The sequence below is a fragment of the Reyranella humidisoli genome, from assembly GCF_019039055.1.
Lineage (GTDB): Bacteria > Pseudomonadota > Alphaproteobacteria > Reyranellales > Reyranellaceae > Reyranella > Reyranella humidisoli.
Genome location: NZ_JAHOPB010000002.1, coordinates 929,262 through 954,096 on the forward strand (window position 1 = coordinate 929,262; position 24,835 = coordinate 954,096).

24 protein-coding genes are annotated in these 24,835 nt (G+C 66.0%); 11 read left to right on the forward strand and 13 right to left on the reverse strand.

What is annotated here, in order from left to right:
- Positions 1–4 precede the first annotated feature (4 nt).
- A complete protein-coding gene (locus KQ910_RS22895) occupies positions 5–481 on the forward strand; it encodes a (2Fe-2S)-binding protein (RefSeq protein ID WP_216965594.1) in 477 nt (158 codons plus the stop codon).
- The gene (locus KQ910_RS22900) at positions 478–2,763 is read left to right on the forward strand and encodes a xanthine dehydrogenase family protein molybdopterin-binding subunit (protein WP_216965596.1); all 2,286 of its coding nucleotides are present in this window, start codon (positions 478–480) and stop codon (positions 2,761–2,763) included. Before KQ910_RS22895 ends, KQ910_RS22900 begins: the two co-directional genes overlap by 4 nt.
- Positions 2,764–2,918: 155 nt before the next feature.
- On the opposite strand, the gene KQ910_RS22905 is transcribed toward KQ910_RS22900, so the two are convergent.
- From KQ910_RS22905 to KQ910_RS22945, 9 genes are all read right to left on the reverse strand, one after another.
- On the reverse strand, positions 2,919–3,668 hold the full coding sequence (locus tag KQ910_RS22905) for an SDR family NAD(P)-dependent oxidoreductase (RefSeq protein ID WP_216965599.1): 750 nt from the start codon (positions 3,666–3,668) through the stop codon (positions 2,919–2,921).
- 10 nt (positions 3,669–3,678) lie between these two features.
- Complete coding sequence (purF, locus tag KQ910_RS22910; RefSeq protein ID WP_216965601.1) at positions 3,679–5,178, reverse strand: amidophosphoribosyltransferase; 1,500 nt, start codon at positions 5,176–5,178, stop codon at positions 3,679–3,681.
- A 10-nt stretch (positions 5,179–5,188) separates the two neighbouring features.
- The gene (locus KQ910_RS22915; RefSeq protein ID WP_216965603.1) at positions 5,189–5,815 is read right to left on the reverse strand and encodes a CvpA family protein; all 627 of its coding nucleotides are present in this window, start codon (positions 5,813–5,815) and stop codon (positions 5,189–5,191) included.
- A 20-nt stretch (positions 5,816–5,835) separates the two neighbouring features.
- Positions 5,836–7,287 carry a DNA repair protein RadA gene (radA, locus tag KQ910_RS22920; protein ID WP_216965604.1) on the reverse strand — a complete coding sequence of 484 codons (1,452 nt, stop codon included), beginning with the start codon at positions 7,285–7,287 and terminating at the stop codon, positions 5,836–5,838.
- A 2-nt stretch (positions 7,288–7,289) separates the two neighbouring features.
- Positions 7,290–8,063, reverse strand: coding sequence for an ABC transporter ATP-binding protein (locus KQ910_RS22925; RefSeq protein ID WP_216965606.1), 774 nt, complete (start codon positions 8,061–8,063; stop codon positions 7,290–7,292).
- A gap of 12 nt (positions 8,064–8,075) precedes the next feature.
- Positions 8,076–8,855, reverse strand: a complete 780-nt coding sequence (locus KQ910_RS22930) for an MlaE family ABC transporter permease (RefSeq protein ID WP_369408426.1) — start codon at positions 8,853–8,855, stop codon at positions 8,076–8,078.
- Positions 8,852–10,021, reverse strand: coding sequence for an alanine racemase (alr, locus tag KQ910_RS22935; protein ID WP_216965608.1), 1,170 nt, complete (start codon positions 10,019–10,021; stop codon positions 8,852–8,854). Before alr ends, KQ910_RS22930 begins: the two co-directional genes overlap by 4 nt.
- A gap of 9 nt (positions 10,022–10,030) precedes the next feature.
- The gene (locus tag KQ910_RS22940; RefSeq protein WP_216965610.1) at positions 10,031–11,557 is read right to left on the reverse strand and encodes a replicative DNA helicase; all 1,527 of its coding nucleotides are present in this window, start codon (positions 11,555–11,557) and stop codon (positions 10,031–10,033) included.
- A gap of 85 nt (positions 11,558–11,642) precedes the next feature.
- A complete protein-coding gene (locus KQ910_RS22945; RefSeq protein ID WP_369408427.1) occupies positions 11,643–12,740 on the reverse strand; it encodes a class I SAM-dependent methyltransferase in 1,098 nt (365 codons plus the stop codon).
- Between the two features lie 306 nt (positions 12,741–13,046).
- Between KQ910_RS22945 and KQ910_RS22950 the strand changes: the two genes are divergently transcribed.
- The gene (locus KQ910_RS22950) at positions 13,047–14,081 is read left to right on the forward strand and encodes a Fe(3+) ABC transporter substrate-binding protein (protein ID WP_216965611.1); all 1,035 of its coding nucleotides are present in this window, start codon (positions 13,047–13,049) and stop codon (positions 14,079–14,081) included.
- Here KQ910_RS22950 and KQ910_RS22955 read toward each other — a convergent pair.
- The 4 genes from KQ910_RS22955 to rpsF all read right to left on the reverse strand — a co-directional run bounded on the left by KQ910_RS22955 (position 14,056) and on the right by rpsF (position 17,127).
- Positions 14,056–15,705, reverse strand: a complete 1,650-nt coding sequence (locus KQ910_RS22955; protein WP_216965612.1) for an ABC transporter permease — start codon at positions 15,703–15,705, stop codon at positions 14,056–14,058. The genes KQ910_RS22950 and KQ910_RS22955 overlap by 26 nt on opposite strands.
- 82 nt (positions 15,706–15,787) lie before the next feature.
- Positions 15,788–16,429, reverse strand: a complete 642-nt coding sequence (rplI, locus tag KQ910_RS22960; protein WP_229600856.1) for a 50S ribosomal protein L9 — start codon at positions 16,427–16,429, stop codon at positions 15,788–15,790.
- A 15-nt stretch (positions 16,430–16,444) separates the two neighbouring features.
- A complete protein-coding gene (rpsR, locus tag KQ910_RS22965) occupies positions 16,445–16,678 on the reverse strand; it encodes a 30S ribosomal protein S18 (RefSeq protein ID WP_068191954.1) in 234 nt (77 codons plus the stop codon).
- Positions 16,675–17,127, reverse strand: coding sequence for a 30S ribosomal protein S6 (gene rpsF / locus KQ910_RS22970; protein WP_216965613.1), 453 nt, complete (start codon positions 17,125–17,127; stop codon positions 16,675–16,677). Before rpsF ends, rpsR begins: the two co-directional genes overlap by 4 nt.
- A gap of 238 nt (positions 17,128–17,365) precedes the next feature.
- Between rpsF and fabD the strand changes: the two genes are divergently transcribed.
- From fabD to KQ910_RS23010, 8 genes are all read left to right on the forward strand, one after another.
- Positions 17,366–18,307 carry an ACP S-malonyltransferase gene (gene fabD, locus KQ910_RS22975; protein WP_216965614.1) on the forward strand — a complete coding sequence of 314 codons (942 nt, stop codon included), beginning with the start codon at positions 17,366–17,368 and terminating at the stop codon, positions 18,305–18,307.
- A gap of 10 nt (positions 18,308–18,317) precedes the next feature.
- Entirely contained in the window at positions 18,318–19,058 is a 741-nt protein-coding gene (fabG, locus tag KQ910_RS22980) for a 3-oxoacyl-[acyl-carrier-protein] reductase (protein WP_216965615.1), read from the forward strand.
- A gap of 136 nt (positions 19,059–19,194) precedes the next feature.
- Positions 19,195–19,434, forward strand: a complete 240-nt coding sequence (locus KQ910_RS22985) for an acyl carrier protein (RefSeq protein WP_068191947.1) — start codon at positions 19,195–19,197, stop codon at positions 19,432–19,434.
- A gap of 34 nt (positions 19,435–19,468) precedes the next feature.
- On the forward strand, positions 19,469–20,725 hold the full coding sequence (gene fabF / locus KQ910_RS22990) for a beta-ketoacyl-ACP synthase II (RefSeq protein WP_216965617.1): 1,257 nt from the start codon (positions 19,469–19,471) through the stop codon (positions 20,723–20,725).
- Positions 20,726–20,748: 23 nt separating this feature from the next.
- Positions 20,749–21,783 carry an endolytic transglycosylase MltG gene (gene mltG, locus KQ910_RS22995; protein ID WP_216965619.1) on the forward strand — a complete coding sequence of 345 codons (1,035 nt, stop codon included), beginning with the start codon at positions 20,749–20,751 and terminating at the stop codon, positions 21,781–21,783.
- Positions 21,784–21,786: 3 nt separating this feature from the next.
- Positions 21,787–22,497 (forward strand): DnaJ domain-containing protein, encoded by a 711-nt coding sequence (locus KQ910_RS23000; protein ID WP_216965621.1) that lies wholly within the window; start codon positions 21,787–21,789, stop codon positions 22,495–22,497.
- A 116-nt stretch (positions 22,498–22,613) separates the two neighbouring features.
- A complete protein-coding gene (gene galU / locus KQ910_RS23005; protein ID WP_216965623.1) occupies positions 22,614–23,489 on the forward strand; it encodes a UTP--glucose-1-phosphate uridylyltransferase GalU in 876 nt (291 codons plus the stop codon).
- A gap of 5 nt (positions 23,490–23,494) precedes the next feature.
- Positions 23,495–24,811, forward strand: a complete 1,317-nt coding sequence (locus tag KQ910_RS23010) for a UDP-glucose dehydrogenase family protein (RefSeq protein ID WP_216965625.1) — start codon at positions 23,495–23,497, stop codon at positions 24,809–24,811.
- Positions 24,812–24,835: the final 24 nt, after the last annotated feature.

The following is a 24,835-nucleotide window of genomic DNA, read 5'->3' on the forward strand; positions in this document are numbered from 1 at the left end:
GATCATGGCCAAGCTTCACGTTTCCACCACGATCAACGGCGAGCCGCAGGAGTTCCTGTGCGACGCCGAGCAGAGCATGCTCGACGTGCTGCGCGGACCGCTCGGCCTGACCGGCGCCAAGGAAGGCTGCGGCACCGGCGACTGCGGCGCCTGCACCGTCACCCTGAACGGACGGATCGTCTGTTCCTGTCTGATGCTGGCGGCCGAGGCCGAGGGCCAGAAGATCGGCACCATCGAAGGCATGGCCGGCGAGGAGCTGCATCCGCTGCAGCAGAAGTTCCTCGAGTCGGCGGCACTCCAGTGCGGCATCTGCACGCCGGGCGTCCTCATGGCCGCCAAGGCGCTGCTCGAACGCAATCCCGATCCGACCGAGCACGAAGTCCGCTTCTGGCTGGCGGGCAACCTGTGCCGCTGCACCGGTTACGACAAGATCATCCGCGCCGTGATGGATACCGCCGCCGACATGAGGGCCGCCCGATGAGCACGACTGGGAGCACTGAGACCCCCGACACCGCCAACGACAACAAGTGGATCGGCAAGCGCACGGTCCGTCCGGACGGCGCCGACAAGGTGACCGGTCGTGCCGCCTATGCCGCCGACACGACGATGCCCGGCATGATCTGGGGCAAGGTGTTGCGCAGCCCGCACCCGCACGCGCGCATCAAGTCGATCGACACCAGCAAGGCCGAAGCCCATCCCGGCGTGAAGGCCGTGATGACCGCGAAGGACATCGTGAACTTCCCGCTCGATAAGTCCGTCATGCTGGGCATCCAGGACATGCGCTGGATGTGCCGCAACGTCATGGCGCGCGAAAAGGCGCTGTTCGCCGGCCATCCGGTGGCGGCGGTCGCGGCGACCACCGAGAAGATCGCGGCGGAAGCCTGCAAGCTGATCGAGGTCGAGTACGAGGTGCTGCCGTTCGTGATCGACGTCGAGGAGGCGATGAAGCCCGACGCGCCGATCCTGCACGACTTCATCAAGTTCAAGGACAAGCCGTCGAACATCGCCGGCACGCTGGAGCACAAGCTGGGTGATGTCGGCGAGGGCTTCGCCAAGGCCGACGTCGTCATCGAGCGCAGCTTCCGCACCCAGCCGGTCCACCAGGGCTATATCGAGCCGCACGCCTGCCTGGTCAGCGTCTCCGACGGCAAGGCCACGATCTGGAGCTCCAGCCAGGGCCAGTTCATGGTCCGCGCCATGTGCGCGTACCTGACGGGCCTTCCGCAGAACGACATCCGCGCCATCCCCGCCGAGATCGGCGGTGGCTTCGGCGGCAAGACCATCATCTACCTCGAGCCGCTGGCCCTGATCCTGGCGAAGAAGTCCGGCCGTCCGGTGAAGATGACGATGACGCGCGGCGAGGTGTTCCACGCCTCAGGCCCGACCTCGGGCTCCTACAGCACGGTCAAGCTGGGCGCGACAAAGGACGGCAAGCTGGTGGCGGCTCAGGGCACATTCTGCCTGCAGGCCGGCGCGCTGCCCGGTTCGCCGATCCGCGGTGCGGCGGGCTGCGCCTTCGCGCCCTACGACATCCCGAACGTCCACTCGTTCGGCTACGACGTGGTGTCCAACCGCTCCAAGGTCGCGGCCTATCGCGCGCCCGGCGCACCGATCGGCGCCTACGGCGTCGAGTGCGTCATGGACGAGCTTGCTGAAGCGCTGAAGATGGATCCGCTGGATTTCCGTCTGAAGAACGCGGCCAGGCAGGGCACCAAGGCCGCCCACGGGCCGGTCTTCCCGCGCATCGGCTTCGTCGAGACCATCGAGGAGGCCAGGAAGCACGCGCACTACACGACGCCGCTGCCGAAGTCGAAGAAGGGCATGTTGTACGGCCGCGGCGTGGCCTCGGGCTTCTGGTTCAATGCCGGCGGCGAGTCGAGCGCCCAGGTGAACATCAACGAGGACGGCACGGTGGTCGTGATCACCGGCCATCCCGATATCGGTGGCTCGCGCGCCTCGACGGCCAACATCACCGCCGAAATCCTCGGCATCGACTACAAGAAAGTGTCGGTGCTGATCGGCGACACCAGTGTCATCGGCTTCAGCAACCTCACGGGCGGCAGCCGCGTGACCTACGCCTCGGCCATGGTGGTCACGCAGTCGACGGAGCGGGTCATCACCCAGCTACGCGAGCGCGCGGCCAAGATCTGGAAGATCGACCCGGATGCGGTCGTCTGGGAGAACGGCGAGGCCCGGCCGGCCGGCGACAATGCCGGCAAGTTCGAGCCGCTCAGCCTTGGCCAGATCGCCGCGCAGGCGAGCGCCACCGGCGGCCCGATCGGCGCTGGCCAGCAGCTCAACACCACGGGCGCCGAAGGCGGCTTCGCCACGCACGTCTGCGACGTCGAGGTCGATCCCGATCTCGGCATCGTGCGGGTGCTGCGCTACACGGCCTTCCAGGACGTCGGTCGCGCCATCCATCCGAGCTACGTCGAAGGCCAGATCCAGGGCGGCGCCGCCCAGGGTATCGGCTGGGCGCTGAGCGAGGAGTACATCTTCAACAAGGACGGCAAGCTCGATAACCCGAGCTTCCTCGACTACCGCATGCCGGTCAGCTCCGACCTGCCGATGCTTGATTCGGTGATCCTCGAGATTCCGAATCCCAAGCATCCCCAAGGCGTGCGCGGCGTCGGAGAGGTTCCGCTCGTGCCGCCGCTCGGCGCGATCTCGAACGCGGTCTACAACGCGCTCGGCCGCCGCTTCTACAGCCTGCCGATGTCGCCGCCGAAGATCCTGGCGACCATGGACATGGCGGCCGATTAGGGACTTTCCGAGCAAAATGGAATCACCTCCCCATTCAAATGGGGAGGTGTCGACGTCTTACGTCGACGGAGGGGTCACAAGCTTTGCGACGCCCATGACCCCATCGCCCCGTATGACGGGGCACTTCCCCCTCTGAAGGGGGAAGCAATGGAGCGTCAATTCACGCTGGAGCGATGCCGAACTGCTTCGTCGCCGGCGATCCACTCGCCGTTCAGCGTGCAGGCCGGCAGCGCGAGCTGAATGAGCGACTCGGCGTGCGCTTCGGGCGGGATCTGCAGGGACTCGTCTTCTCCCGGAAAGGCCTCGCGCCGCATGAAGGTGCGGGTCGGGCCGGGATTGAAGAGATTGACCTTCAGCGGCGTATGCGCGACTTCGGCAGCGTAGATGCCGACCATCATGTCCAGCGCCGCCTTGCTGGCGGCATAGGCACCCCAATAGGGCTGGATATGCCGGGATGCACCCGAGGTGACGAAGATGGCCCGGCCGGCATCGGAACGGCGCAGCAGCGGGTCCATCGACCGGATGAAGCGCCAGTTGGCGGTGACGTTCACCGCCATCACCTGCTCGAATATTTTAGGCTCGAAGTGACCCATGGGCGAGAGGGTGCCGAGAACGCCGGCATTGCCGAGCAGGATGTCGAGGCGGCCGAACCGCTCGTAGAGCGCCAGGCCCAGTCGGTCGATTCCCGGGCCATCGGTGACGTCGAGGGGCACCAGCGTGGCTGAGCCGCCCACCGCCTTGATCCGGTCGTCGACCTCTTCGAGCCCGCCCACGGTGCGCGCGACCAGCACGCAATGCGCGCCTTCCGCGGCGTAGGCCACGGCGGTCGCGGCTCCGAGACCGCGAGACGCACCGGTGATCAGCGCGACGCGTCCGGCGAGGCGGCCGATTTTGTCGTCGGTCATGGCGGGAGCCTCAGGCCGATTCGACGAGGAGGGAGAGCTGCCGATCCTCGACGCCGAGCGCGTCGTCGAGATCGATCGGGTAGTCGCCGGTAAAGCAGGCGTCGCAGAAAGCAGGGGAGGCGGCGTCGCGTCCCGGCAGGCCCATGGCGCGGTACAGGCCGTCGATCGAGACGAAGGCCAGCGAATCCACGCCGATGAACTTCGCCATGCCGGCCACGTCGTAGCGCGAGGCCAGCAGCTTGTCCTTGTCCGGCGTGTCGATGCCGTAGAAGCAGGGATCGGTGGTCGGCGGCGCGGCGATGCGCATGTGCACTTCCTTGGCGCCGGCGTTGCGCACCATCTCGACGATCTTCATCGAGGTCGTGCCGCGGACGATCGAATCGTCGACCAGGATCACGCGCTTGCCCTCGATGTGGGCGCGGTTGGCGTTGTGCTTCAGGCGCACGCCGAGATGGCGGATGTGGTCGGCCGGCTCGATGAAGGTACGGCCGACATAGTGGTTGCGGATGATGCCGAGCTCGAACGGAAGGCCCGACTGGGCGGCATAGCCGATCGCTGCGGGAACGCCGGAATCCGGCACCGGGACGACGACGTCGGCAGCGACAGGGCTCTCCTTGGCGAGTTCCCTGCCGATGCGCTTGCGGGCGTCGTAGACGCCGATGCCCTCGACCTTCGAGTCGGGGCGCGCGAAATAGATGTGCTCGAACACACAGAAACGGCGCTGCTGCTTGGCAAACGGCCTGATCGAGCGAAGGCCGCTGCCGTCGGCGATCACGATCTCGCCAGGCTCGACGTCGCGCACGAACCGGGCGCCGATGATGTCCAGCGCGCAGCTCTCGGACGTGAAGATCCAGGCATCGTCCAGCTTGCCGATCACCAGCGGGCGGACACCCATCGGGTCGCGGACGCCGATCAGCGCCTCGTTCGTCAGCAGCAGGAGCGAGTAAGCGCCTTTCACACGGCCGAGCGCGTCGATCAGCCGGTCGACGACGGTCGAGTAGTTGGAGCGCGCGATCAGGTGGTTGATGACTTCGGTGTCGGTGGTCGACTGGAACAGGCAGCCGATGCGGACCAGTTCCTTGCGCAGCAGGTAGGCGTTGGTGAGGTTGCCGTTGTGCGCCAGTGCCAGGCCGCCGAAGTCGAAATCGGCGAAGATGGGCTGGATGTTGCGATCGGAGGATCCGCCGGTCGTGGCGTAGCGATTGTGGCCGATCGCGGAATAGCCAACCAGCTTTTCCATCACGGACTGGGCGCCGAAGATGTCCCCAACCAGGCCGGCGGCGCGATGATTGTGGAAGTGACGACCGTCGAAGGTGACGATCCCGGACGCTTCCTGGCCACGATGCTGCAGGGCATGCAGACCCAGCGCGCTGTGCGCGGCGGCATCCGACGTCCCGTAGATGCCGAACAACGCACATTCCTCGTGAAATTTGTCGAGGTCGTCGTCGTCGGAGCGTTTCGGGGTGCTTAGCACGGCGGGGTTATAGCTGGGGTGTCGCCCCGACGCCATCAAGTATAACTCACTGCGGCGGTTTGGTTTCCCCGGCGGCCGGCGGCGGCGAGGCAGGGGCCGCATTGGGCGGCGCCGACGTGGCGGGCGCGGGGCGCGTCGAAGGGGCAATGACGCCGCTTTCCATGCCCGGACGTTGCAGGCGGGTGCGGAATCCGGTCGGGAGATACGGCTCCACGAAGCTCGCCATCTCCCGGATCATGGGGAAACTCGCCGCTCCCTCGACCGCGGGCGGCAGCTGCCGGGGACCCAGGTAGCCGTAGAACAGGAAGGCCGTGCCCATGGCCACCCAGGCGCAGAGCACGCCGAACCCCGCACCCAGGATCTTGTCAGGCTTGCCGAGCGGGCTGCTGCGGATCGAGCGGGAAAGGACGCTGGTCAGCATGATCAACACGATCAGCGCGGCCACGAATACCGCCAGCATCGAGATGAAATAGGCCAGTTCGGTGCTGCCGACGAGCTTCTCGACCTCGGGCTGGACGACCGCGGAGAAGCGCCAAGCGACCCAGCCCGCCCCGATCCAGGAGGCGATGAAGAGGACGGCATGGGCGAAGCCCGTGGACATGCCGATCACGGCTCCGAAGACGGCCACGGCAATCACGGCGACGTCGAAAACGGTAATTCCCAGTTGCTCCATCGACCCCGTTCTCTCTGTCCCTAATCCTGATCCTGGTCGCGCCTGCGATCCGAAGAGCCTTCGCGGCGGCCCCGTTTTAGTGGCCGATCGGCCGGTTGGAAACGCGCAACAAGGTCCGATAGATGCTCAATTTCGTCAATGGCGATGCCCTCCGGGGGGCGCGGGGCCGGGCCGGAGCCTCCTCGGGCTTGTGGTATCAGCGCGCTGCGGAAGCCGAGCTTGGCCGCCTCGCGCAGGCGGGCCTCGCGCTGTCCGACTGGCCGGACCTCGCCACCAAGACCGATTTCCCCGAAAACCACCATGTCGCCCGGCACCTGCTCGTCGGCGAGCGACGAGATCACGGCCGCCGCGACTGCGAGATCGGCTGCAGGCTCGCCGATCCGCAGGCCCCCTGCGACGTTCAGGTAGACATCGTTGGCGCCGACCGTGACGCCGCAGCGCGCCTCAAGGACGGCCAGGACCATCGCGAGACGGTTGGAATCCCAGCCGACCACCGCGCGGCGTGGGGTCGCGAGGGAGGAGGGGCTGACCAGTGCCTGGATCTCGACCAGGAGCGGCCTGGTGCCCTCGATGCCGGCGAAGACACAGGTGCCGGAGACGTGGCCTCGCCGGTCCGCCAGGAACAGCGCGGACGGGTTGGCGACGTCGGCCAGGCCGCGGTCGGACATCTCGAAGACACCGATCTCGTCGGTCGGTCCGAAGCGGTTCTTCACGGTCCGCAGGATCCGGAACTGGTGGCCGCGCTCGCCCTCGAAATAGAGCACCGTGTCGACCATGTGCTCGAGTACGCGTGGGCCCGCGATGGCGCCGTCCTTCGTGACGTGGCCGACCAGCAGGACGGCTATGCCGCGCCGCTTGGCGAGTTCGACCAGCGCCTGCGCCGAGGCGCGGACCTGGGTCACGGTGCCGGGGGTGGAATCGACCGTGTCGAGCCACATCGTCTGGATCGAATCGATGACGGCGACCTTGGGGGCTTCAGGCCTTTCCAGGGACGCCACGATGTCGCGCACGGACGTGGCCGCCACGAGCTGGACGGGCGCATCCGCCAGGCCCAGCCGCTCGGCGCGCAGGCGGACCTGGTCGACGGCCTCTTCGCCGGAAATGTAGGCGCAGGTGGTGTTCTGTCTGGCGAGGGCGGCCGCCATCTGAAGCAGCAGAGTCGATTTTCCGATGCCCGGATCGCCGCCTATCAACAGTGCCGAGCCGACGACCAGTCCGCCGCCGCACACGCGATCGAACTCGTTGATGCCGCTCTTCAGGCGAGGCGGCTGTGGGGTCGAGCCGGTCAGGCCGGTGAATTCGAGCAGCCGGCCCCGGCCGCCCCGTGCCAGCCCGCCTCCGGCAGGGCCCGGGGCGGGGGCCGATTCCTCGACGATGGTGTTCCATTCGCCGCAGGATTCGCAGCGCCCGCTCCACTTGGTGGTGACGGCACCGCAGGACTGGCAGACGTAGCGCTTGAGCGGCCGCGCCACGCTCAGAGCTTCCGGACCTGCATCCGGATCGGACCCTCGGCCCGGCCGTGAATGAACTGGTCGACATGGGCATTGCCCGAGCGGTCGATGTCGGCGACGGGGCCCTGCCAGATCAGCTTGCCTTCGTAGAGCATGCCGATGCGGTGACCGATCTTGCGGGCGCTCGCCATGTCGTGGGTGATCGACACCGCGGTGGCCCCCAGATCGCTGACGCATTTCACGATCAGGTCGTTGATGACGTCGGCCATGATCGGATCGAGGCCGGTCGTCGGTTCGTCGAAGAAGATGATCTCGGGTTCGCGGGCGATGGCCCGGGCGAGTGCGACGCGCTTCTGCATGCCGCCCGACAGTTCGGAGGGGAAGAGATCGCCGATCTCCGGTCCCAGCCCGACGGCACCCAGCTTGGCGACGGCGACCCCGCGGGCCTTATCGGGCGCCATGCCGTCGCTCTGGATGGGGCCGAACGCCACGTTTTCCCAGACCCGCAGGGAGTCGAACAGGGCGCCGCCCTGGAACAGCATGCCGAACTTGCGCATGACGCGTGCCCGATCGCGACTGGAAAGGTCGGCCGTCTCCTCGCCGTCCACCTTGATCGAGCCGCTGTCGGGACGCATCAGGCCCAGAATGCATTTCAGCAGCACCGATTTGCCGGTGCCCGAGCCGCCGATAACCACCATCGATTCGCCCGGCGCCACGTCGAGATCGATTCCCTGCAACACTTTCTTGGGGCCGAAGGCCTTGGTGACACCGCGCAACGAGATCTTGGGGGATGCCATGGGCGGGGCCGGTCAGCGCGCGAAGAAGGCTTCGGTGATGAAGTAGTTGAACGTCAGGATCAGGATCGAGGCCGAGACCACCGCGCTGGTGGTCGCCATGCCGACGCCCTGGGCGCCGCCGCGCGACGTGTAGCCGTGGTAGCAGCCCATCAGGGTGATCAGGAAGCCGAACACGGCGGCCTTCACCAGCCCGGAGAACACGTCCTGGAACTGGAGGAAGTCCATCGTGTTGCGCAGATAGGCCGCATCGTTGAAATCGAGCTTGTAGACGCCCACCAGGAAGCCGCCCATCACGCCGATGATGTCGGCGATGAGGACCAGGAACGGCAGCGTGACGATGCCGGCGATGAGGCGCGGCACGACAAGATACTTGAACGGATCGGTCGACAGCGTGGTCAGCGCATCGATCTGCTCTGTGACGCGCATGGTGCCGATCTCGGCGGCCATAGCTGCGCCGACGCGGCCGGCGACCATCAGGCCGGCGAGGACAGGGCCCAGTTCGCGGGTCAGCGAGACGACGACGACATTGGGGATGGCGCTTTCGGCGGAGAAGCGCGCAAAACCGGTGTAGCTCTGCAACGCCAGCACCATGCCGGTGAAGATCGCCGTCAGTCCGACCACCGGCAGCGAGTAGTAGCCGATCTCCATGATCTGCCGAAGGATCTGCTGGCGATAATAGGGCGGCTGCAAACCTTGCCGGATCGCCTGGAAGGCAAAGGCCGAGACGCTGCCGATCGCCGCCAGGAAGGCCAGCGTCATCCGGCCGAGGACCGTGAACAGCGGGATGCTCACGGCGTTTCTCCCGCTTCCTCGACCGCCGCGTCGGCATAGCCGTCGACATAGGCGCGGTGGTAGCGCCGGCCGAGCGCCGTCATGACTTCGTAGGCGTTGGTCCGGGCGTGGTCGGCAAGATCGTCCGGGGTCAGGTGAGGCCCCAGCACCTCGACCATCGCACCGGGCTGGCACTCGGCTTCCGGCACGTCGGTCACGTCGATGGTCACGAGGTCCATGGAGATACGGCCGATCACGGGCACGTTGCGTCCGGCAAGATGGACCTGGGTGCGGTTGATGAGGTTACGGAAATAGCCGTCCGCATACCCCAGCGCAATCGTGGCGATCCGGCTGGGCCGTGCCGAGCGCCAGGCGCCGCCATAGCCCACCGTCTGGAAGGCATCGATGCGGCGGGTCTGCAGGATATGCGCCCGCAGCGTGACGACGCTCAGCATCGGGTTGGCCTGACCGGGCAGGGGATTGATGCCGTAGAGCGCCGCGCCCGGCCTGAGGAGGTCGAAGTGGAAATCCGGCCCCAGGAAGATGCCCGAGGAATTGGCGAGCGACGTCGGCGCGCCCGGCATCGCCCGCACGAAGGTGCGGAATCGGGAAAGCTGCTCGCCGTTGATCGGGTTCGACGTCTCTTCGGAGGCGACGAGGTGGCTCATGATCAGGGCCAGCCGAAGGCCGCGCAGCCGGCCACGCTCGTTGATCAGGACCTGCGCATCCTCCGCGCTGAAACCCAGCCGGTGCAGGCCGGTGTCGAGATGGACCACGGCGTCGAGCGGCTGGTTGAAGCGCTGGGCGGCTGCCCGCCAGGCGTTGAGCTGGCCCAGGTGGTTGAGCACCGGGACGAGGCGGTGCGCCACGAAATCGCCCTCGGTGCCTGGCAGCAGGCCGTTCAGCACGTAGATCGGCGGTTCGGGCAGAACCCGGCGCAGCGCGATGCCCTCGTCGATATGGGCGACGAAGAACTGGCGGCACCCTTCCGCCGCCAGCCGCGGCCCCACCACGGCCGCCCCGGTACCGTAGGCATCGGCTTTCAGGACGGCGGCGCAGTCGATCGGCCGGCCGGTAGCCCGCCCGGCATCGCGCAGACCGCGCCAGTTGGCTGCGATCGCCCCGAGGTCGATCGAAAGGATCGCCCCGGCGCGTCGCGCGGCTTCGTCGTCGGCAGGAATTGACACGCAGTGACCTTAGAACGCGGACACGGGCTCGTCAGCAACGCCATCGAGGTTGCCGAACTTGGTGAACTGGCCTTCGAACGACAGGCGCACGATGCCCGTGGGACCGTGACGCTGCTTGGCAACGATGACCTCGGCCTTGCCGTAGGTCTCCTCGCAGCGCTGCTTCCAGGCGTCATGGCGCTCGTTGAATTTCTGGTCGCTCTCCTCGGCCCGCCGCGCCGGTTCGGTCCGGGTCAGATAGTATTCCTCGCGATAGACGAACATGACGACGTCGGCGTCCTGCTCGATCGATCCCGATTCGCGAAGGTCGGCGAGCTGCGGGCGTTTGTCCTCGCGCTGTTCGACGGCGCGGGAAAGCTGCGACAGCGCGACCACCGGCACATCCAGTTCCTTGGCGAGCGTCTTCAGGCCGCGGGTGATCTCAGAGACCTCCTGCACGCGGTTCTCCTGCCGGCTCTTTCCAGACGGATTGAGCAGCTGGAGGTAGTCGACGATGATCAGGCCGAGACCATGTGTCCGCTTCAGCCGGCGGGCGCGCGTGCGCAGCGCGGCAATCGACAGGGCGGGCGTATCGTCGATGAAGAAATTGAGATGCTCGAGTTCGTGGCTGACGTTCATCACCCGGTCGAACTCGGTGCTGTTCATCTCGCCCTTGCGGATTTTCTCCGATGAGAGCTCCGCCTGCTCCGACAACATGCGGGTGGCGAGCTGCTCGGCCGACATTTCGAGCGAGAAGAAGCCGACGACGGCGCCGTCCACGGCCTTGGGATGGCCGTCGACGATCTCCTCCCGATAGGCCTTCGCCGCATTGAAGGCGATGTTGGTCGCCAGTGCGGTCTTTCCCATGGACGGACGACCGGCGAGGATCAGCAGGTCGGACCTGTGCAGGCCGCCCAGCAGCTGGTCGAGGTTGAACAGGCCGGTGGCCACGCCGGTGAGCTTGCCCTCGCGATGAAAAGCCGCCTCGGCGGCCGTCATGGCCTCGGTGAGGGCCATGCGGAAGGGCTTGAAGCCGCCCTCCGTCTGGCCGGTCGTGGCGAGGTCGTAGAGCTTCTTCTCGGCGACTTCGATCTGCTGCAGCGCCGTCTCGTCCACATCGCCGGAGAAGGCGCCATTCACGACGTTCTCGCCGAGATCGATGAGCTGACGGCGCAGAAACAGGTCATGCACCGCCCGGCCGAACGCGGCGGCGTCGATCACGTGCACGGACGCGGCCGCGAGTCGCGCGAGGTATGCCGCACCGCCGGCTTCCTTCATCGCCGGATCCTGCTCGACGTAGGTCTTGAGCGTCACGGCGCTCACGACCTGACCGCGCTCGATCAGGCGCGTCAGCGAATCGAAGAGCTTGCCGTGCAGGGGGTCCGCGAAATGTTCCGGGCGCAGGAACTCGGCGACACGCTGGTAGGCGGCGTTATTCACCAGAATGGCGCCCAGCAAGGCCTGTTCCGCCTCGAAATTGTGAGGCGGCTCGCGCAGGCGGACATCTTCCGCGCCGGGCAGGCGGGTGACGTTCGAGGACTCTTTCAGTGGCTCCATCACAATGTCTTTGCCCAAGATGGGAGGGGGCACCAGCGCAAAGAGTTCGGAAAAAAGATATCCCGAGCGTAACGAGGATAGCTCTCTATTCCGCCGCCATGGAGCCTGCCACGTTCCGCAGGCGTTCTCCAGGCGCCATGTAATCGCGCGTGAGCGGCACGGCATCCTGCCGGCGAGCGATCTGAATCTGGAAGACCATCTGATTCATGTACCGGAACGCCACCTCGCAGCCGGCCAGGTAGAATTCCCACATCCGGCAGAAGCGATCGTCGTAGCCCGCAAGCTGCTTGATCCGGTCGCGGTTGGCGAGGAAGCGTTCGCGCCACTGGCGCAGGGTCTCAGCATAATGCAGGCGCAGGACCTCAATGTCGGTAACCCACAGTCCGGCCTGCTCGATCGCCGCCATGACCTCGGAGAGGGCCGGGGTATAGCCGCCGGGGAAGATGTATTTGCGCAGCCACGTATTGGTTCCACCCGGCGGCTCCATGCGGCCGATCGAGTGCAGCAGCATGACGCCGTCGTCGGCGAGCAACTCCTTCACCTTCCGGAAATACTCGAGATAGTGGGCTGAGCCGACATGCTCGAACATGCCCACCGAGACGATGCGGTCGTAGCGGCCCGACTCCTGACGGTAGTCCAGCAGCTTGAAGCGGACGTTCCCGGCGGCACCTTCCTCGGCGGCGCGGCGACTCGAGACGGCGTGCTGTTCGCGCGACAGCGTGACCCCGGTGACATCGACGCCGAAAGCCTTGGCCAGGTAGAGGCCCATGCCGCCCCAGCCCGATCCGATGTCGAGAACCTTCTGTCCCGGTTTCAGCAGCAGCTTGGCCGCGATGTGTCGCTTCTTGTCGGCCTGCGCCACCTCCAGCGATTCGGCGCCGGTCCTGAAATAGGCACAGGAATACTGACGGTCGCGATCGAGGAAGAAGTCGTAGAGCTCACCGCGCAGGTCATAGTGATGAGCGACATTCTTCTGCGCCTTGCCGACTGGATTGTATTGTTCGAGCGCGCGCAGCCATCGCTGAAGCGTGTAGGACCAGCGCACGGCCGGGGTCGCTTCCACGGCGGCGATGTTGCGTCCGAGAAGGTCGAGAAGGTCATAGAGGTCGCCTTCCTCGACGGTCAGGCGGCCGTCCATATAGGCTTCGCCCAGCGCCAGTCTCGGACGGAGCGCGATTCTCACGCCCGTCCACCGGTCATGAACGCGCATGCTTACGGAAGGGCCTGGTTTGGTACCGGCGAGTTGGTACGACCGACCGGCCTCGTCGATGATGGTCAGTCGACCTTCGTCAATGACATGGGCAAGGACCTGAGCGAGCAACACGTTGTCACTCCTGCGATCACCTCGGCGAATGTTAGCCCCAACCATATTTTCGACGCAAAGGGATGTGCGAACTTTGCTTGGAAGTGTGAATAATTCGCATTTGAATTGCGAACCTCCATCCGCAGTGGTATCAGGCATTGATACTCAGTCGCAGCGGAGGAAGGCGTGAAAAGACGTGCGCTCGTAAGGACCGGACTGGCCTTTGGAACCGGCGCGTTTCTCGCGCGGCGCGCGTGGGCGCAGGGAGGCACCCTGAACATCTATTCCGCCCGCCACTACAACACCGACGAAGCCCTGTACGGGAATTTCACCGACCTCACCGGCGTCAAGATCAATCGGGTCGACGCCGAACCCGACCCCCTCGTGCAGCGCCTTCGCACCGAAGGCGACAAGAGCCCTTGCGACCTTCTCATCACGACCGATGCCGGCCGCATCGAGAGGGCGCGGGAGACGGGCCTCTTGCAGCCGGTCGATTCGGCCGTTCTGGCAAAATCGGTGCCCGCGCATCTGCGCGATCCCGACAATAACTGGTTCGGTTTCTCCAAGCGTGCCCGCGTGATTTTCTACAACAAGGAGAAGGTGACGGCGGCCGATGCGCCCAGGACCTACGAGGCGCTGGCCGATCCGAAGTGGAAGGGCCAGATCCTGATCCGCCCGTCGGGCCACATCTACAATCAGTCGCTGGTGGGCTCGCTACTGGCCGCACTGGGACCCGAGAAGACCGAGGCCTGGGCCAAGGGCGTCGCGGCCAACCTCGCGCGTCCGCCGCGCGGCGGCGACACCGACCAGCTCAAGGGGGCTGCGGCCGGCGAGGCGATGCTCGCCGTGTCCAACACCTACTACTACGTGAACCTCCTGCGCTCGAAGAAGCCGGAGGATCGCGAGGTTGCCGCGAAGCTGGGAGTCGTGTTTCCCGACCAGGCGGGGCGCGGCACGCATGTGAACATCAGCGGTGGCGCCGTGGCCAAGTACGCGCCGAACAAAGAGGCTGCCGTGAAGTTCCTCGAGTACCTCGTGTCGGTGCCGGCGCAACGCTACTTCGCCGAGGGCAACTCGGAGTTCCCGGTGGTGGCCGGCGTCGAGATGTCGCCGGAGTTGAAGTCGCTCGGCACCTTCAAGGAAGACCAGCTCAATGCCCGTGTGTTCGCGCAGAACAACGCCGAGGCGCTGAAGATCATGGACCGGGCTGGCTGGAAGTAGTCGGTCCACCGGCCGGCGATCCTGCGGCCACCGCACGGCTGAGCAGGATCACCGGCACAAGCGAGACGAGAACGATGACGATCGCGCCGACGGCCGCTTGGGCAAGGCGTTCGTCGGAGGCGAAACGGAAGACGCCGATCGCCAGCGTGTCGAAGTTGAACGGGCGTATCAGGAGCGTCGCCGGCAATTCCTTCAGCACTTCCACGAACGCGACGATCCCCGCAGTGAGAGCGGGGGTACGCAGCATCGGAAGGTGGATGTACCGCAGCACCTGAAATGGCCGTGCGCCCAGCACCCGTGCGCTGGCGTCCATTGCCGGGTCGATTGCGGCCAGCCCGGGCGCCACGTTGGCCATGCCGACCGCGAGGAAACGCACCGTGTAGGCGAGCAGCAGGGCGAACGCAGTTCCGCTCAGGAGCAGTCCTGTCGACACGCCGAACAGTCCTCGCGACACGAAATCGATGCCGTCGTCGGCAACGGCAAGTGGCAGCAGCACGCCGACGGCGATGACGGCACCGGGGATCGCATAGCCCAGCGAGGCGAATTCGATCGTGCGGTTGAGGGAGCGCCGGCCTACCAGGCGGCCGGCATAGCTCAGGAACAGCGCCAATCCGACGATGATGAGAGCCGCCAGGGACGCAAGGATCAGGCTGTTGACGGCATCACCGAGGAAGCGATGATCCGCCACGACCGAGCCCGACCGCACCGCGAGCTGCGCCAGGTGAAGCGTCGGCAGCACGAAGCCCAGCAGCACGGGCAGGGCGCAGGCGAGAAGGGCGGCCAGCGCCCGGCCGGGAGGAAGGGCCGCCGGTTCGGAGCGATGGCGGAGGTTGGAGGCGATGGCGAAGCTGGCGCGACCGCGGGAATGCCGTTCCAGCAGGATCAGCCCGATCGCGATGGCGATCAGCACGAACGAAATCTGCGCCGCGCCCTCGCGATTTCCCATGCCGTACCAGGTCCGGTAGATCGCCGTCGTGAAAGTGTGGACGCCGTAATATTGGACGGTGCCGAAATCGGCGAGCGTCTCCAGCAGGGCGAGCGCCGCGCCGGCCGCGATGGCCGGCCGGGCCAGCGGCAGGCCGATGCGCAGGAAAGTCCGCCACGGTCCGTTGCCCAGGATGCGGCTGGCTTCGAGCAGCGCCTGTGATTGCGTCAGGAACGCCGCGCGGGCGGCGAGATAGACATAAGGGTACAGGACCAGCGTGAACAGGAACGCGACGCCCGCTGCCGAGCCGAGATCGGGGAACCAGTAATCGGTGCGCGTCCATCCGGTCGCGCCGCGCAGTCCGCTCTGGAGCGGTCCGGCGAAGGCCATCAGGTCGGCATAGGCGTAGCCGATGATATAGGTCGGCATCACGAGGGGCAGCAGCAGCGCCCATTGCAGGATGCCGACGCCCGGGAAACGGCACATCGTGACCAGCCACGCGGTCCCGGTGCCGAGGACGACGGTTCCGACACCGACGCCCAGCAGCAGGATGATCGTGTTGGCGAGGATGTCCGGAAGCTGGGTCTCGGCGAGGTGACGCCAGAGGTCGAGCTGGTCCGTGAACAGGCTGGAGCCGATGCCGAGCAGCGGCAGCGCCACCACGGCCGCAACGACGAATGCGCCCAGCCGCCAGATCACGGATGCACCAAAAGAAAACGCATGCCATCGCGGTGCGATGGCATGCGTTCGAAGAGATACGCGGTGCCTGTCGGCACGCGCGTTACTTCTGGTCGGCCGGCACTTCCTCGGCCGTAGCCTCGGTAGCCTCGGCCTCGGCACTTGCGGCCGCCTTGGCTTCGAACAGCGCGGCAGCCTGGTCGGCTGCACGCTGCGCGGCTTCCGCCGCTTCCATCTGCGCACGCTCGGTCTCGGCGACGAGCCTGCCGCCCTTGGCGAGGAACTCGGCCTCGTCGGCGGAGCGGGCGACCAGCACCGAGATCTCGACCACGACTTCCGGATGGAGGTGGATCTTGATCTTGTGCTCGCCCAGCGCCTTGATCGGCTTGTCCAGTTCGACCTGGGCGCGCTCGATCTTCACGTTCTGGGTGGCGGCGCCCTCGGCGATGTCGCGCGAAGTCACCGAACCGTACAGCTGCAGGGCTTCGGACGCCTGGCGGATGATGATGACCTTGAGGTCGCTCATCTTCGCGCCGACGGCTTCGGCTTCCTGACGGCGATCGAGGTTCTGCGCCTCGAGAACCTTACGCTGAGATTCGAAGTAGGTGATGTTGTCCTTGGTCGCGCGCAGCGCCTTCTTCTGCGGCAGGAGGAAGTTGCGGGCGAAGCCGGGCTTCACCTTCACAACGTCGCCCATCTGGCCGAGCTTCGGCACGCGTTCGAGCAGGATGACGTTCATCGGCATGATTGCGTCTCCCGACTAGGCGATGAGATAGGGCAGGAGCGCCAGGAAGCGGGCGCGCTTGATCGCCTGGGCGAGTTCGCGCTGCTTCTTGGACGAGACCGCCGAGATGCGGCTCGGGACGATCTTGCCGCGTTCGGAGACGAAGCGCTGCAGGAGGCGCACGTCCTTGTAGTCGATCTTCGGGGCGTTGGCGCCGGAGAACGGGCAGCTCTTGCGGCGGCGGGTGAACGGACGACGCTGGGCGCTCATGCTTCTTCTCCCGTTTCAATGACCGGGGCCGGACCGCCTTCGTCGCCGAAGCGCGGACGCTCGCGACGCGGCGGGCGATCGCCCCAGCGGTCGCCACGGTCGCCGCCCGGACGGTCGGACTTCTCGGCGCTGCGCACCATGACGGCCGACGGGGCTTCCTCGAGTGCGTCGACGCGCACGGTCATGTAGCGGATGATGTCTTCGTTGATCGACATCGTGCGCTCCAGCTCCTTCACCGCCGCCGACGGGGCGTCGATGTTGAGCAGGGTGTAGTGACCCTTGCGGTTCTTCTTGATGCGGTAGGTCAGTGAACGCAGGCCCCAGTACTCCTTCTTGGAGACGGTGCCGCCCAGGCTGGTGACCAGTTCGGAGAACTGGGTGGTCAGAGCCTCCACCTGCGTCGTCGGGACGTCCTGACGCGCAATGAAGACATTCTCGTAGAGTGCCATGTAGATTTGGCTCCTTATGGCTGTTAGCGACCCGGAGTTCGTGAGAACCGGCCGGGTCTAGCCGACCCATCGCGGAATGCATCGGGGCGGCAAGGAGATCGAGGCCGACTTAGGCCCCGAAGAGGGGCGGTTATACAGGCAAACGCCCTGAAAGCAAGGCATTCCCGGTGCGGCTTGACTGCGCCCGGCACCCCGGTATGACTGCGCCAATTCTAGCCGAAATCGGGGGAAAACGCGCATGAGTCGGGCTTTTGTCTTTCCGGGACAGGGATCGCAGGCCGTCGGCATGGGAGCCGACCTCGCCGGCGCCTTCGCCACCGCCCGGGAGGTATTCGGCGAGGTCGACGAGGCGCTGAAGCAGAATCTCTCCAAATTGATGTGGGAAGGACCCGAAAGCGACCTCGTCCTGACCGAGAACGCCCAGCCAGCCCTGATGGCCGTCAGCGTCGCGGTCGCCCGGATCCTGGAGAAGGACGGCGGCAAGCCCCTGTCTTCGCTGGCGGCGTACGTCGCCGGCCACTCGCTGGGTGAGTATTCGGCGCTCGCCGCGGCCGGGGCCCTGACTCTGCCGGACGCCGCACGCCTCCTGAAGCTGCGCGGGCAGTCGATGCAGAAGGCCGTGCCAGTCGGCGTCGGCGCCATGGCGGCGCTGCTCGGCATCGAACTGGAGCCCGCCCAGGAAGCCTGCAACGAAGCGGCCCAGGGCCAGGTCGTCGCGGTCGCCAACGACAATGGCGGTGGCCAGGTCGTGGTCAGCGGTCACAAGGAAGCGGTCGAGCGCACCATCGAGGCAGCCAAGGCCAAGGGCTGCAAGCGCGGAATGCTGCTGCCGGTGAGCGCGCCTTTCCATTGCCCGCTGATGCAGCCAGCCGCCGACGCGATGAAGGTCGCGCTCGAAGGCGTGACGTTGATGCCGCCGCGCGTGCCGCTCATATCCAATGTGCTGGCGTCGGAGCTGAGCGACCCCGACTCGATCAAGCAGCGGCTGGTGGAACAGGTCACCGGCCTCGTGCGTTGGCGCGAAAGCGTGCAATACATGAAGTCGCGAGACGTCGAGGTTCTGGTCGAATGCGGTACCGGCAAGGTTCTGTCGGGGCTTGTGAAGCGCATCGACAAGGACATGACCGGCATGGCGCTCAACACGCCGGCCGACATCGAAGCCTTCCTGAAGACGGTGTGAGGAGAAAGCCATGTTCGACCTGACCGGCAAGGCGGCTCTCGTCACGGGTGCATCGGGTGGTATCGGCGGCGCGATCGCGCGCGCACTCCACAAGCAGGGCGCGACGGTGACGCTCTCGGGCACGCGTGCCGAAGCGCTGGAGCAGCTCAAGGCGACGCTCGGCGAACGCGCCTACGTCGTCACCGCGAAGATGGACGATGCGGCCGATATCGACCGCCTCGCCAAGGAGGCCGAAGCCGCAATGGGCGGCAAGCTCGACATCCTGGTGAACAATGCCGGCATCACGCGCGACAACATCTCCATGCGCATGAAGGACGAGGAATGGGAGAAGGTCCTGCTGGTGAACCTCACCGGCACCTTCCGTCTCACCCGCGCGGCCATGCGCGGAATGATGAAGCGGCGTTTCGGCCGCGTCATCAACATCACCTCGATCGTCGGTGTCACCGGCAACCCGGGCCAGGCCAACTATGCGGCGGCCAAGGCCGGTCTGATCGGCATGTCGAAGTCGCTGGCGCAGGAACTGGCGTCCCGCGGCATCACGGTAAACTGCCTCGCGCCGGGCTTCATCGCCACGCCGATGACCGACGTGCTGACCGACGACCAGAAGAAGACCATCCTGGGTCGCGTTCCCGCGGATCGCCTCGGCACGCCGGAGGAGATCGCGGCCGGTGTCGTCTATCTCGCCAGCGACGAGGCGGCCTATGTCACGGGTCAGACCCTGCACATCAACGGCGGGATGGCGATGATCTGAGGGTAAAGGCTGCAAGTGCCTGATTTTGTGGGCTTTTCGGACCTAGCCAATGGCCCGGAAGCTATGTTAATAGCGCGGCATCCGCCGAACCCCCTTCGGCGACCGGGATTTTTGGATACACGGGAAGGACAAGACAATGAGCGATATTGCCGAGCGCGTTAAGAAGATCGTCGTTGAGCATCTCGGCGTCGAGGCCGCTCAGGTCAAGGAAGAGGCCAAGTTCATCGACGACCTCGGCGCGGACAGCCTCGACACGGTCGAGCTGGTGATGGCGTTCGAGGAAGAATTCGGCATCGAGATTCCCGACGACGCCGCCGAGAAGATCCAGACCGTCGGCGACGCCATCGGCTTCATCAAGGGCAACGCGAAGTCCTGATCTTCACCGGTTCCTGCAAGAGGGAAGGCGGAAGATGAGGCGAGTCGTCGTAACCGGCTTGGGTATGGTGACGCCGTTGGGTGACGGCGTCGACACGAACTGGCGTCGCCTCATGGCGGCGGAATCGGGCATCCGCCCGATCCAGGCTTTCGATACATCCGATCTCGCGACCAAGATCGCGGGCGAGGTTCCCCAGGGTGACAAGGCAAACGGCCACTTCAACGTGGACGATTACCTAGCGCCCAAGGAGCAGCGGAAGCTGGACAAGTTCATTGTGTTCGGAATCGCGGCCGCCCAGCAGGCGGTCGAGGATTCCGGCTGGATGCCCCAGGACGAGGAAGGTCTGACCCGGACCGGCGTCATGATCGGCTCCGGCATCGGTGGCCTGCAGACCATCTACGAGACTTCGCTGGTGCTGAAGGAGCGGGGGCCGCGCCGCGTCAGCCCGTTCTTCATTCCGTCGGCGCTGATCAACCTCGTCTCGGGTCAGGTCTCGATCAAGTACGGTTTCAAGGGACCGAACCATGCAGTTGTCACCGCCTGCGCCACCGGTGCGCATGCGATCGGCGACGCTGCGCGGCTGATCCAGTTCGAGGATGCGGATGTCATGGTGGCGGGCGGCGCCGAAGCCGCGATCTGCCGCATCGGCATCGCAGGCTTCAATGCCTGCAAGGCGCTGTCGACCGACTTCAACGACACGCCGACCCAGGCTTCGCGTCCATGGGACAGGAAGCGCGACGGCTTCGTGATGGGCGAGGGTGCGGGCTGCGTTGTGCTCGAAGAGTACGAGCACGCGAAGAAGCGCGGCGCCAAGATCTATGCCGAGATTCTCGGCTACGGCCTGTCGGGCGATGCCTATCACATCACCGCTCCGTCCGAGGACGGCGACGGTGCGATGCGCGCCATGAAGGCGGCGCTGAAGCGCGCCAACCTCGGCACGGACCAGATCGACTACGTGAACGCCCATGGCACGTCGACCATGGCGGACGTCATCGAGCTTGGTGCAGTCAAGCGGACCTTTGGCGCCGATGCTTACAAACTGTCGATGTCCTCGACCAAGTCGGCAACCGGCCATCTGCTGGGTGCCGCGGGAGCGATCGAGGCGATCTATTCGATCAAGTCGCTGATCGATCAGGCCGTTCCGCCGACGCTCAACCTCGACGAACCGGACGAGGGCTGCGACATCGACCTCGTTCCCAAGCAGGCCAAGCAGCGCAAGGTTCGCTATGCGCTCAGCAATTCGTTCGGATTTGGCGGCACCAACGCGGCCCTGATCGTCGGGCCGGTCTGATCTTTAATTTGGGGGGCTGAGTCATGCTCAGCTACTTCCGCTGGGTTCTGTTCTTCATTGCGTTGTTCGCCACCGTCATGGGCGGGTCGATCTATGTCGGCCACGTGATCCTCACTGCCCAGGGGCCTCTCGAGAAGACCAAGAATGTCGTGATCCCGCGCGGTGCCGGGCCGACGACGATGGCCAGGCTCCTGGAGGAGGAGGGCGTCATCGCCCATCCGCGCCTGTTCCGCGTGGCCCTGATGATCGATCCGTCGCCCAAGCCCATCAAGGCGGGCGAGTACGAGGTGCCGGCCCACACCTCGATGCAGGCACTGGTCGAGTTGCTTCAATCGGGCAAGGTCGTGCAGCGCCGCCTCACCATTCCCGAGGGCATGACGACGCCTGAAGTGCTGGAACTCGTGCGCAAGACCGAGGCGCTCACCGGGAACATCACGCTCGACGTGAAAGAGGGCGACCTCCTGCCCGAGACCTACTTTTATTCGCGCGACGATACCCGTGACGGGCTTCTGTTGCGTATGAAGGAGGCGATGGAGAAGGCTCTGGACGAGGCCTGGCGCAAGCGTGCCGCCGGCCTGCCGCTCGCCAACAAGCGCGAGGCGCTGATCCTGGCGTCGATGATCGAGAAGGAAACGGCGGTGCCGTCGGAGCGCACCCGGGTCGCGGCGGTCTTCATCAACCGTCTGCGCCGGCGCATGAAGCTCGAGAGCGACCCAACCACCATCTACGGCCTGACCGAAGGAAAGGCGCCGCTGGGGCGCGACCTGACGCGCGCCGACCTGCAGTCGAACACGCCCTTCAACACTTACGTGATCGCGGCCCTGCCGCGCGGCCCCATCTGCAATCCCGGGCGCGCCTCCATCGTCGCGGCGACCAATCCGGCGCGTGACCGTTCGCTGTTCTTCGTCGCCGACGGGCAGGGCGGGCACGCCTTCGCCACCACGCTCCCCGAGCACAACCGCAACGTCGAGCGCTGGCGCCAGATTCAGCGCGAGAAGGCGGAATCGCAGACACAGCCGCAAACGCCGGCGCCCCAGGCGCCGACCACCCGGCAATAGGTCATGCCGGCGCTTCTTCTGGCGCTGCTGTCCTTCGCTGCAATCGCCTTGGCCATTGCCTGGCTCCTGCGTGCCAATCCGTCGTCGCTGGCGCGCGTGATGCGCGTGATCATGGTTGTGCTGGGCGGCATCGGCGTCGGCGCCATGCTGATCTTCGGGCTGCGTTTCCTGCCCGGTCTCCTGCCGGAACTGATGGGGCTGGCGGGTATCGTCATCACGGCGCTGATCGCGCGGGCGGTCCGTAACCGGCCGTCCGGCGGCTTCAGTGCGCCGGGTGCCGGCCAGCGAACCGAGGTCAACACGGCATTCCTGAAGGCATGGATCGATCACGCGAGCGGCGATGTCGGCGGTACGGTTTTGGCCGGCCGCTTCGCCGGACGCACCCTGGACGCGCTGACCGACGCGGATCTGCTCGACTTGCGGACCGAATGCGCCGCGGACGCCGATTCGCTGCGGGTCCTCGAAGCCTATCTCGACCGGCGCCTCGGGGCGGACTGGCGGAACGCGCGGAGCGCGCCGCCGCCGCGCGGCTCCCGCTCGGACATGAGCCGCGAGGAAGCGCTGGCAGTGCTGGGCCTCTCCGAAGGCGCGACCGGTGAGGAGATCAAGGCGGCGCACCGGCGCCTGATCCAGCGCATGCATCCCGACGTCGGGGGATCGGCCGACCTCGCCGCACGGATCAACCGGGCCAAGGACGTGCTGCTCGGCGGTTGATCTTGCCACGACGCGCGCCGCCATGGCATCTAGCGCGCTCGCGGGTCATCTTGCCTTGATCCTGTCAAATCATTGATTTTCATATACAATCCGGTTTCTGAACGAGGTCGATGAGTATGGCGCAGCGAGTCCGAAAAGCCGTCCTTCCGGTTGCCGGTCTGGGAACGAGATTCCTGCCCGCGACCAAAGCCATGCCCAAGGAGATGCTGACGGTCGTCGATCGGCCGCTCATCCAGTACGCGGTCCAGGAGTGCCTGGCCGCCGGCATCGAGGAGTTCGTCTTCGTGTCCGGGCGCAACAAGGGCGCGTTGGAGGATCACTTCGACCATGCCTACGAACTGGAGGCGACGCTCGAACAGCGCAAGAAGGCGCCGGAGCTGAAGCAGACGCAGGACGCCACGATCAAGCCGGGCAATGCGATCTTCACGCGCCAGCAGAAGCCGCTGGGTCTCGGCCACGCCGTGTGGTGCGCGCGTCACTGGATCGGGCAGGAGCCCTTCGCCGTCCTCTTGCCGGACGAGCTGACCATCGACGAGCCGAGCTGCATCGGGCAGCTCGTGCAGGCGCACGAGAAGACCGGCGGCAGCGTCGTTGCCGTGATGGACGTGCCGCGCGAGCAGACCAAGAGCTACGGCATCGCGGCCGTGAAGAACGAGAACGGCAACCTCTCCGAGATCACCGGGATGGTCGAGAAGCCCAAGCCCGAGGAAGCGCCTTCGACCCTGGCGCTGATCGGCCGATACGTGCTGATGCCCGAGGTGTTCGAGCATCTCGATCGGCACGAGACCGGCGCCGGCGGCGAAATCCAGCTCACCGACGCGATGGCGAAGATGATCGGACGCTCGCCCTTCCATGCCTTGCGCTATGCCGGCCAGCGCTACGATTGCGGCAGCCGTATCGGTTTCCTGGAAGCCAATGTTGCCGTGGCGCTGCACCGTGCCGACACGGCGGCCGAGACACGGGCTCTTCTTGGCCGCTTGCTGAAGGCCTGATCGCCATGCGCATCGCCATGATCGGTTCGGGCTATGTCGGGCTGGTGTCGGGAGCCTGCTTCGCGCAGTTCGGGCACGACGTGGTGTGCGTAGACAAGGAAGCCGCGAAGATCGAGCGGCTCCGGAAGGGCGAGATCCCGATCTACGAACCGGGCCTCGATCGCCTGGTGTCGGACAATGCGCGGTCCGGACGCCTTACCTTCAGCACGCACCTGCCGGACGCCGTCGGCAATGCCGACGCAGTGTTCATTGCCGTCGGCACGCCCACGCGTCGCGGCGACGGGCATGCCGACCTGTCCTACGTCTATGCCGCTGCGGCCGAGATTGCCCAGGCGATCACCGGCTATACCGTGATCGTGACCAAATCGACCGTTCCGGTCGGGACCGGCCGGGAAGTCGCCCGCATCATCCGCGAATCGCGGCCCGCAGCCGAATTCGACGTAGCCTCAAATCCGGAGTTCCTGCGCGAAGGCGCGGCGATCGAGGATTTCATGAAGCCGGATCGCGTCGTGATCGGTGTCGAAAGTCAGCGCGCGCGCGATGTGATGGCGGCGGTCTATCGGCCGCTCAATCTGATCCAGACCCCGATGGTGTTCACCAACATCGAGACGGCCGAGGTCACCAAGTACGCGGGCAACGCCTTTCTCGCGACCAAGATCACCTTCATCAACGAGATCGCCGACCTGTGCGAGAAGGTCGGTGCCGACGTGCACGACGTGGCCCGCGGCATCGGCCTCGACGGCCGCATCGGGCGCAAGTTCCTGCATCCCGGCCCGGGCTTCGGCGGCTCCTGTTTTCCGAAGGACACCCTGGCGCTTGCCTATACGGCGCGCGAAGCCAACGCACCGCAGACGATCGTTGAGCAGGTGATCGAGGTGAACAACGGCCGCAAGAAAAGGATGGCGCGGAAGGTCATCGATTTCTGCGGCGGTTCGGTCGCGGGACTGACCATCGGGGTGCTGGGCCTGACATTCAAGCCGAACACCGACGACATGCGAGACGCGCCGTCGCTCGACATCGTGCCGGCGCTGCAGGCGGCCGGCGCCCGGATCGTGGCCTTCGATCCCGAAGGCATGGAAGAGGCGGGACGCCTGTTGAAGGATGTGACCTTCACGAAGACCGCTTACGAGGCGGCAACGGGCGCCGACGTCCTGGTCGTCATCACCGAATGGCACGAGTTCCGCGGGCTCGACCCGCGGCGCATCAAGGACCTGATGCGCCAGGCGCGCATCGTCGACCTGCGCAACATCTTCGATCCGGGTGAAATGCGCGCGCTTGGCTTTACCTACGAGGGCGTCGGCCGGCCGGCCCCGCGTTCCTGAATTTCCCGAATGCTTTTTCCGGAG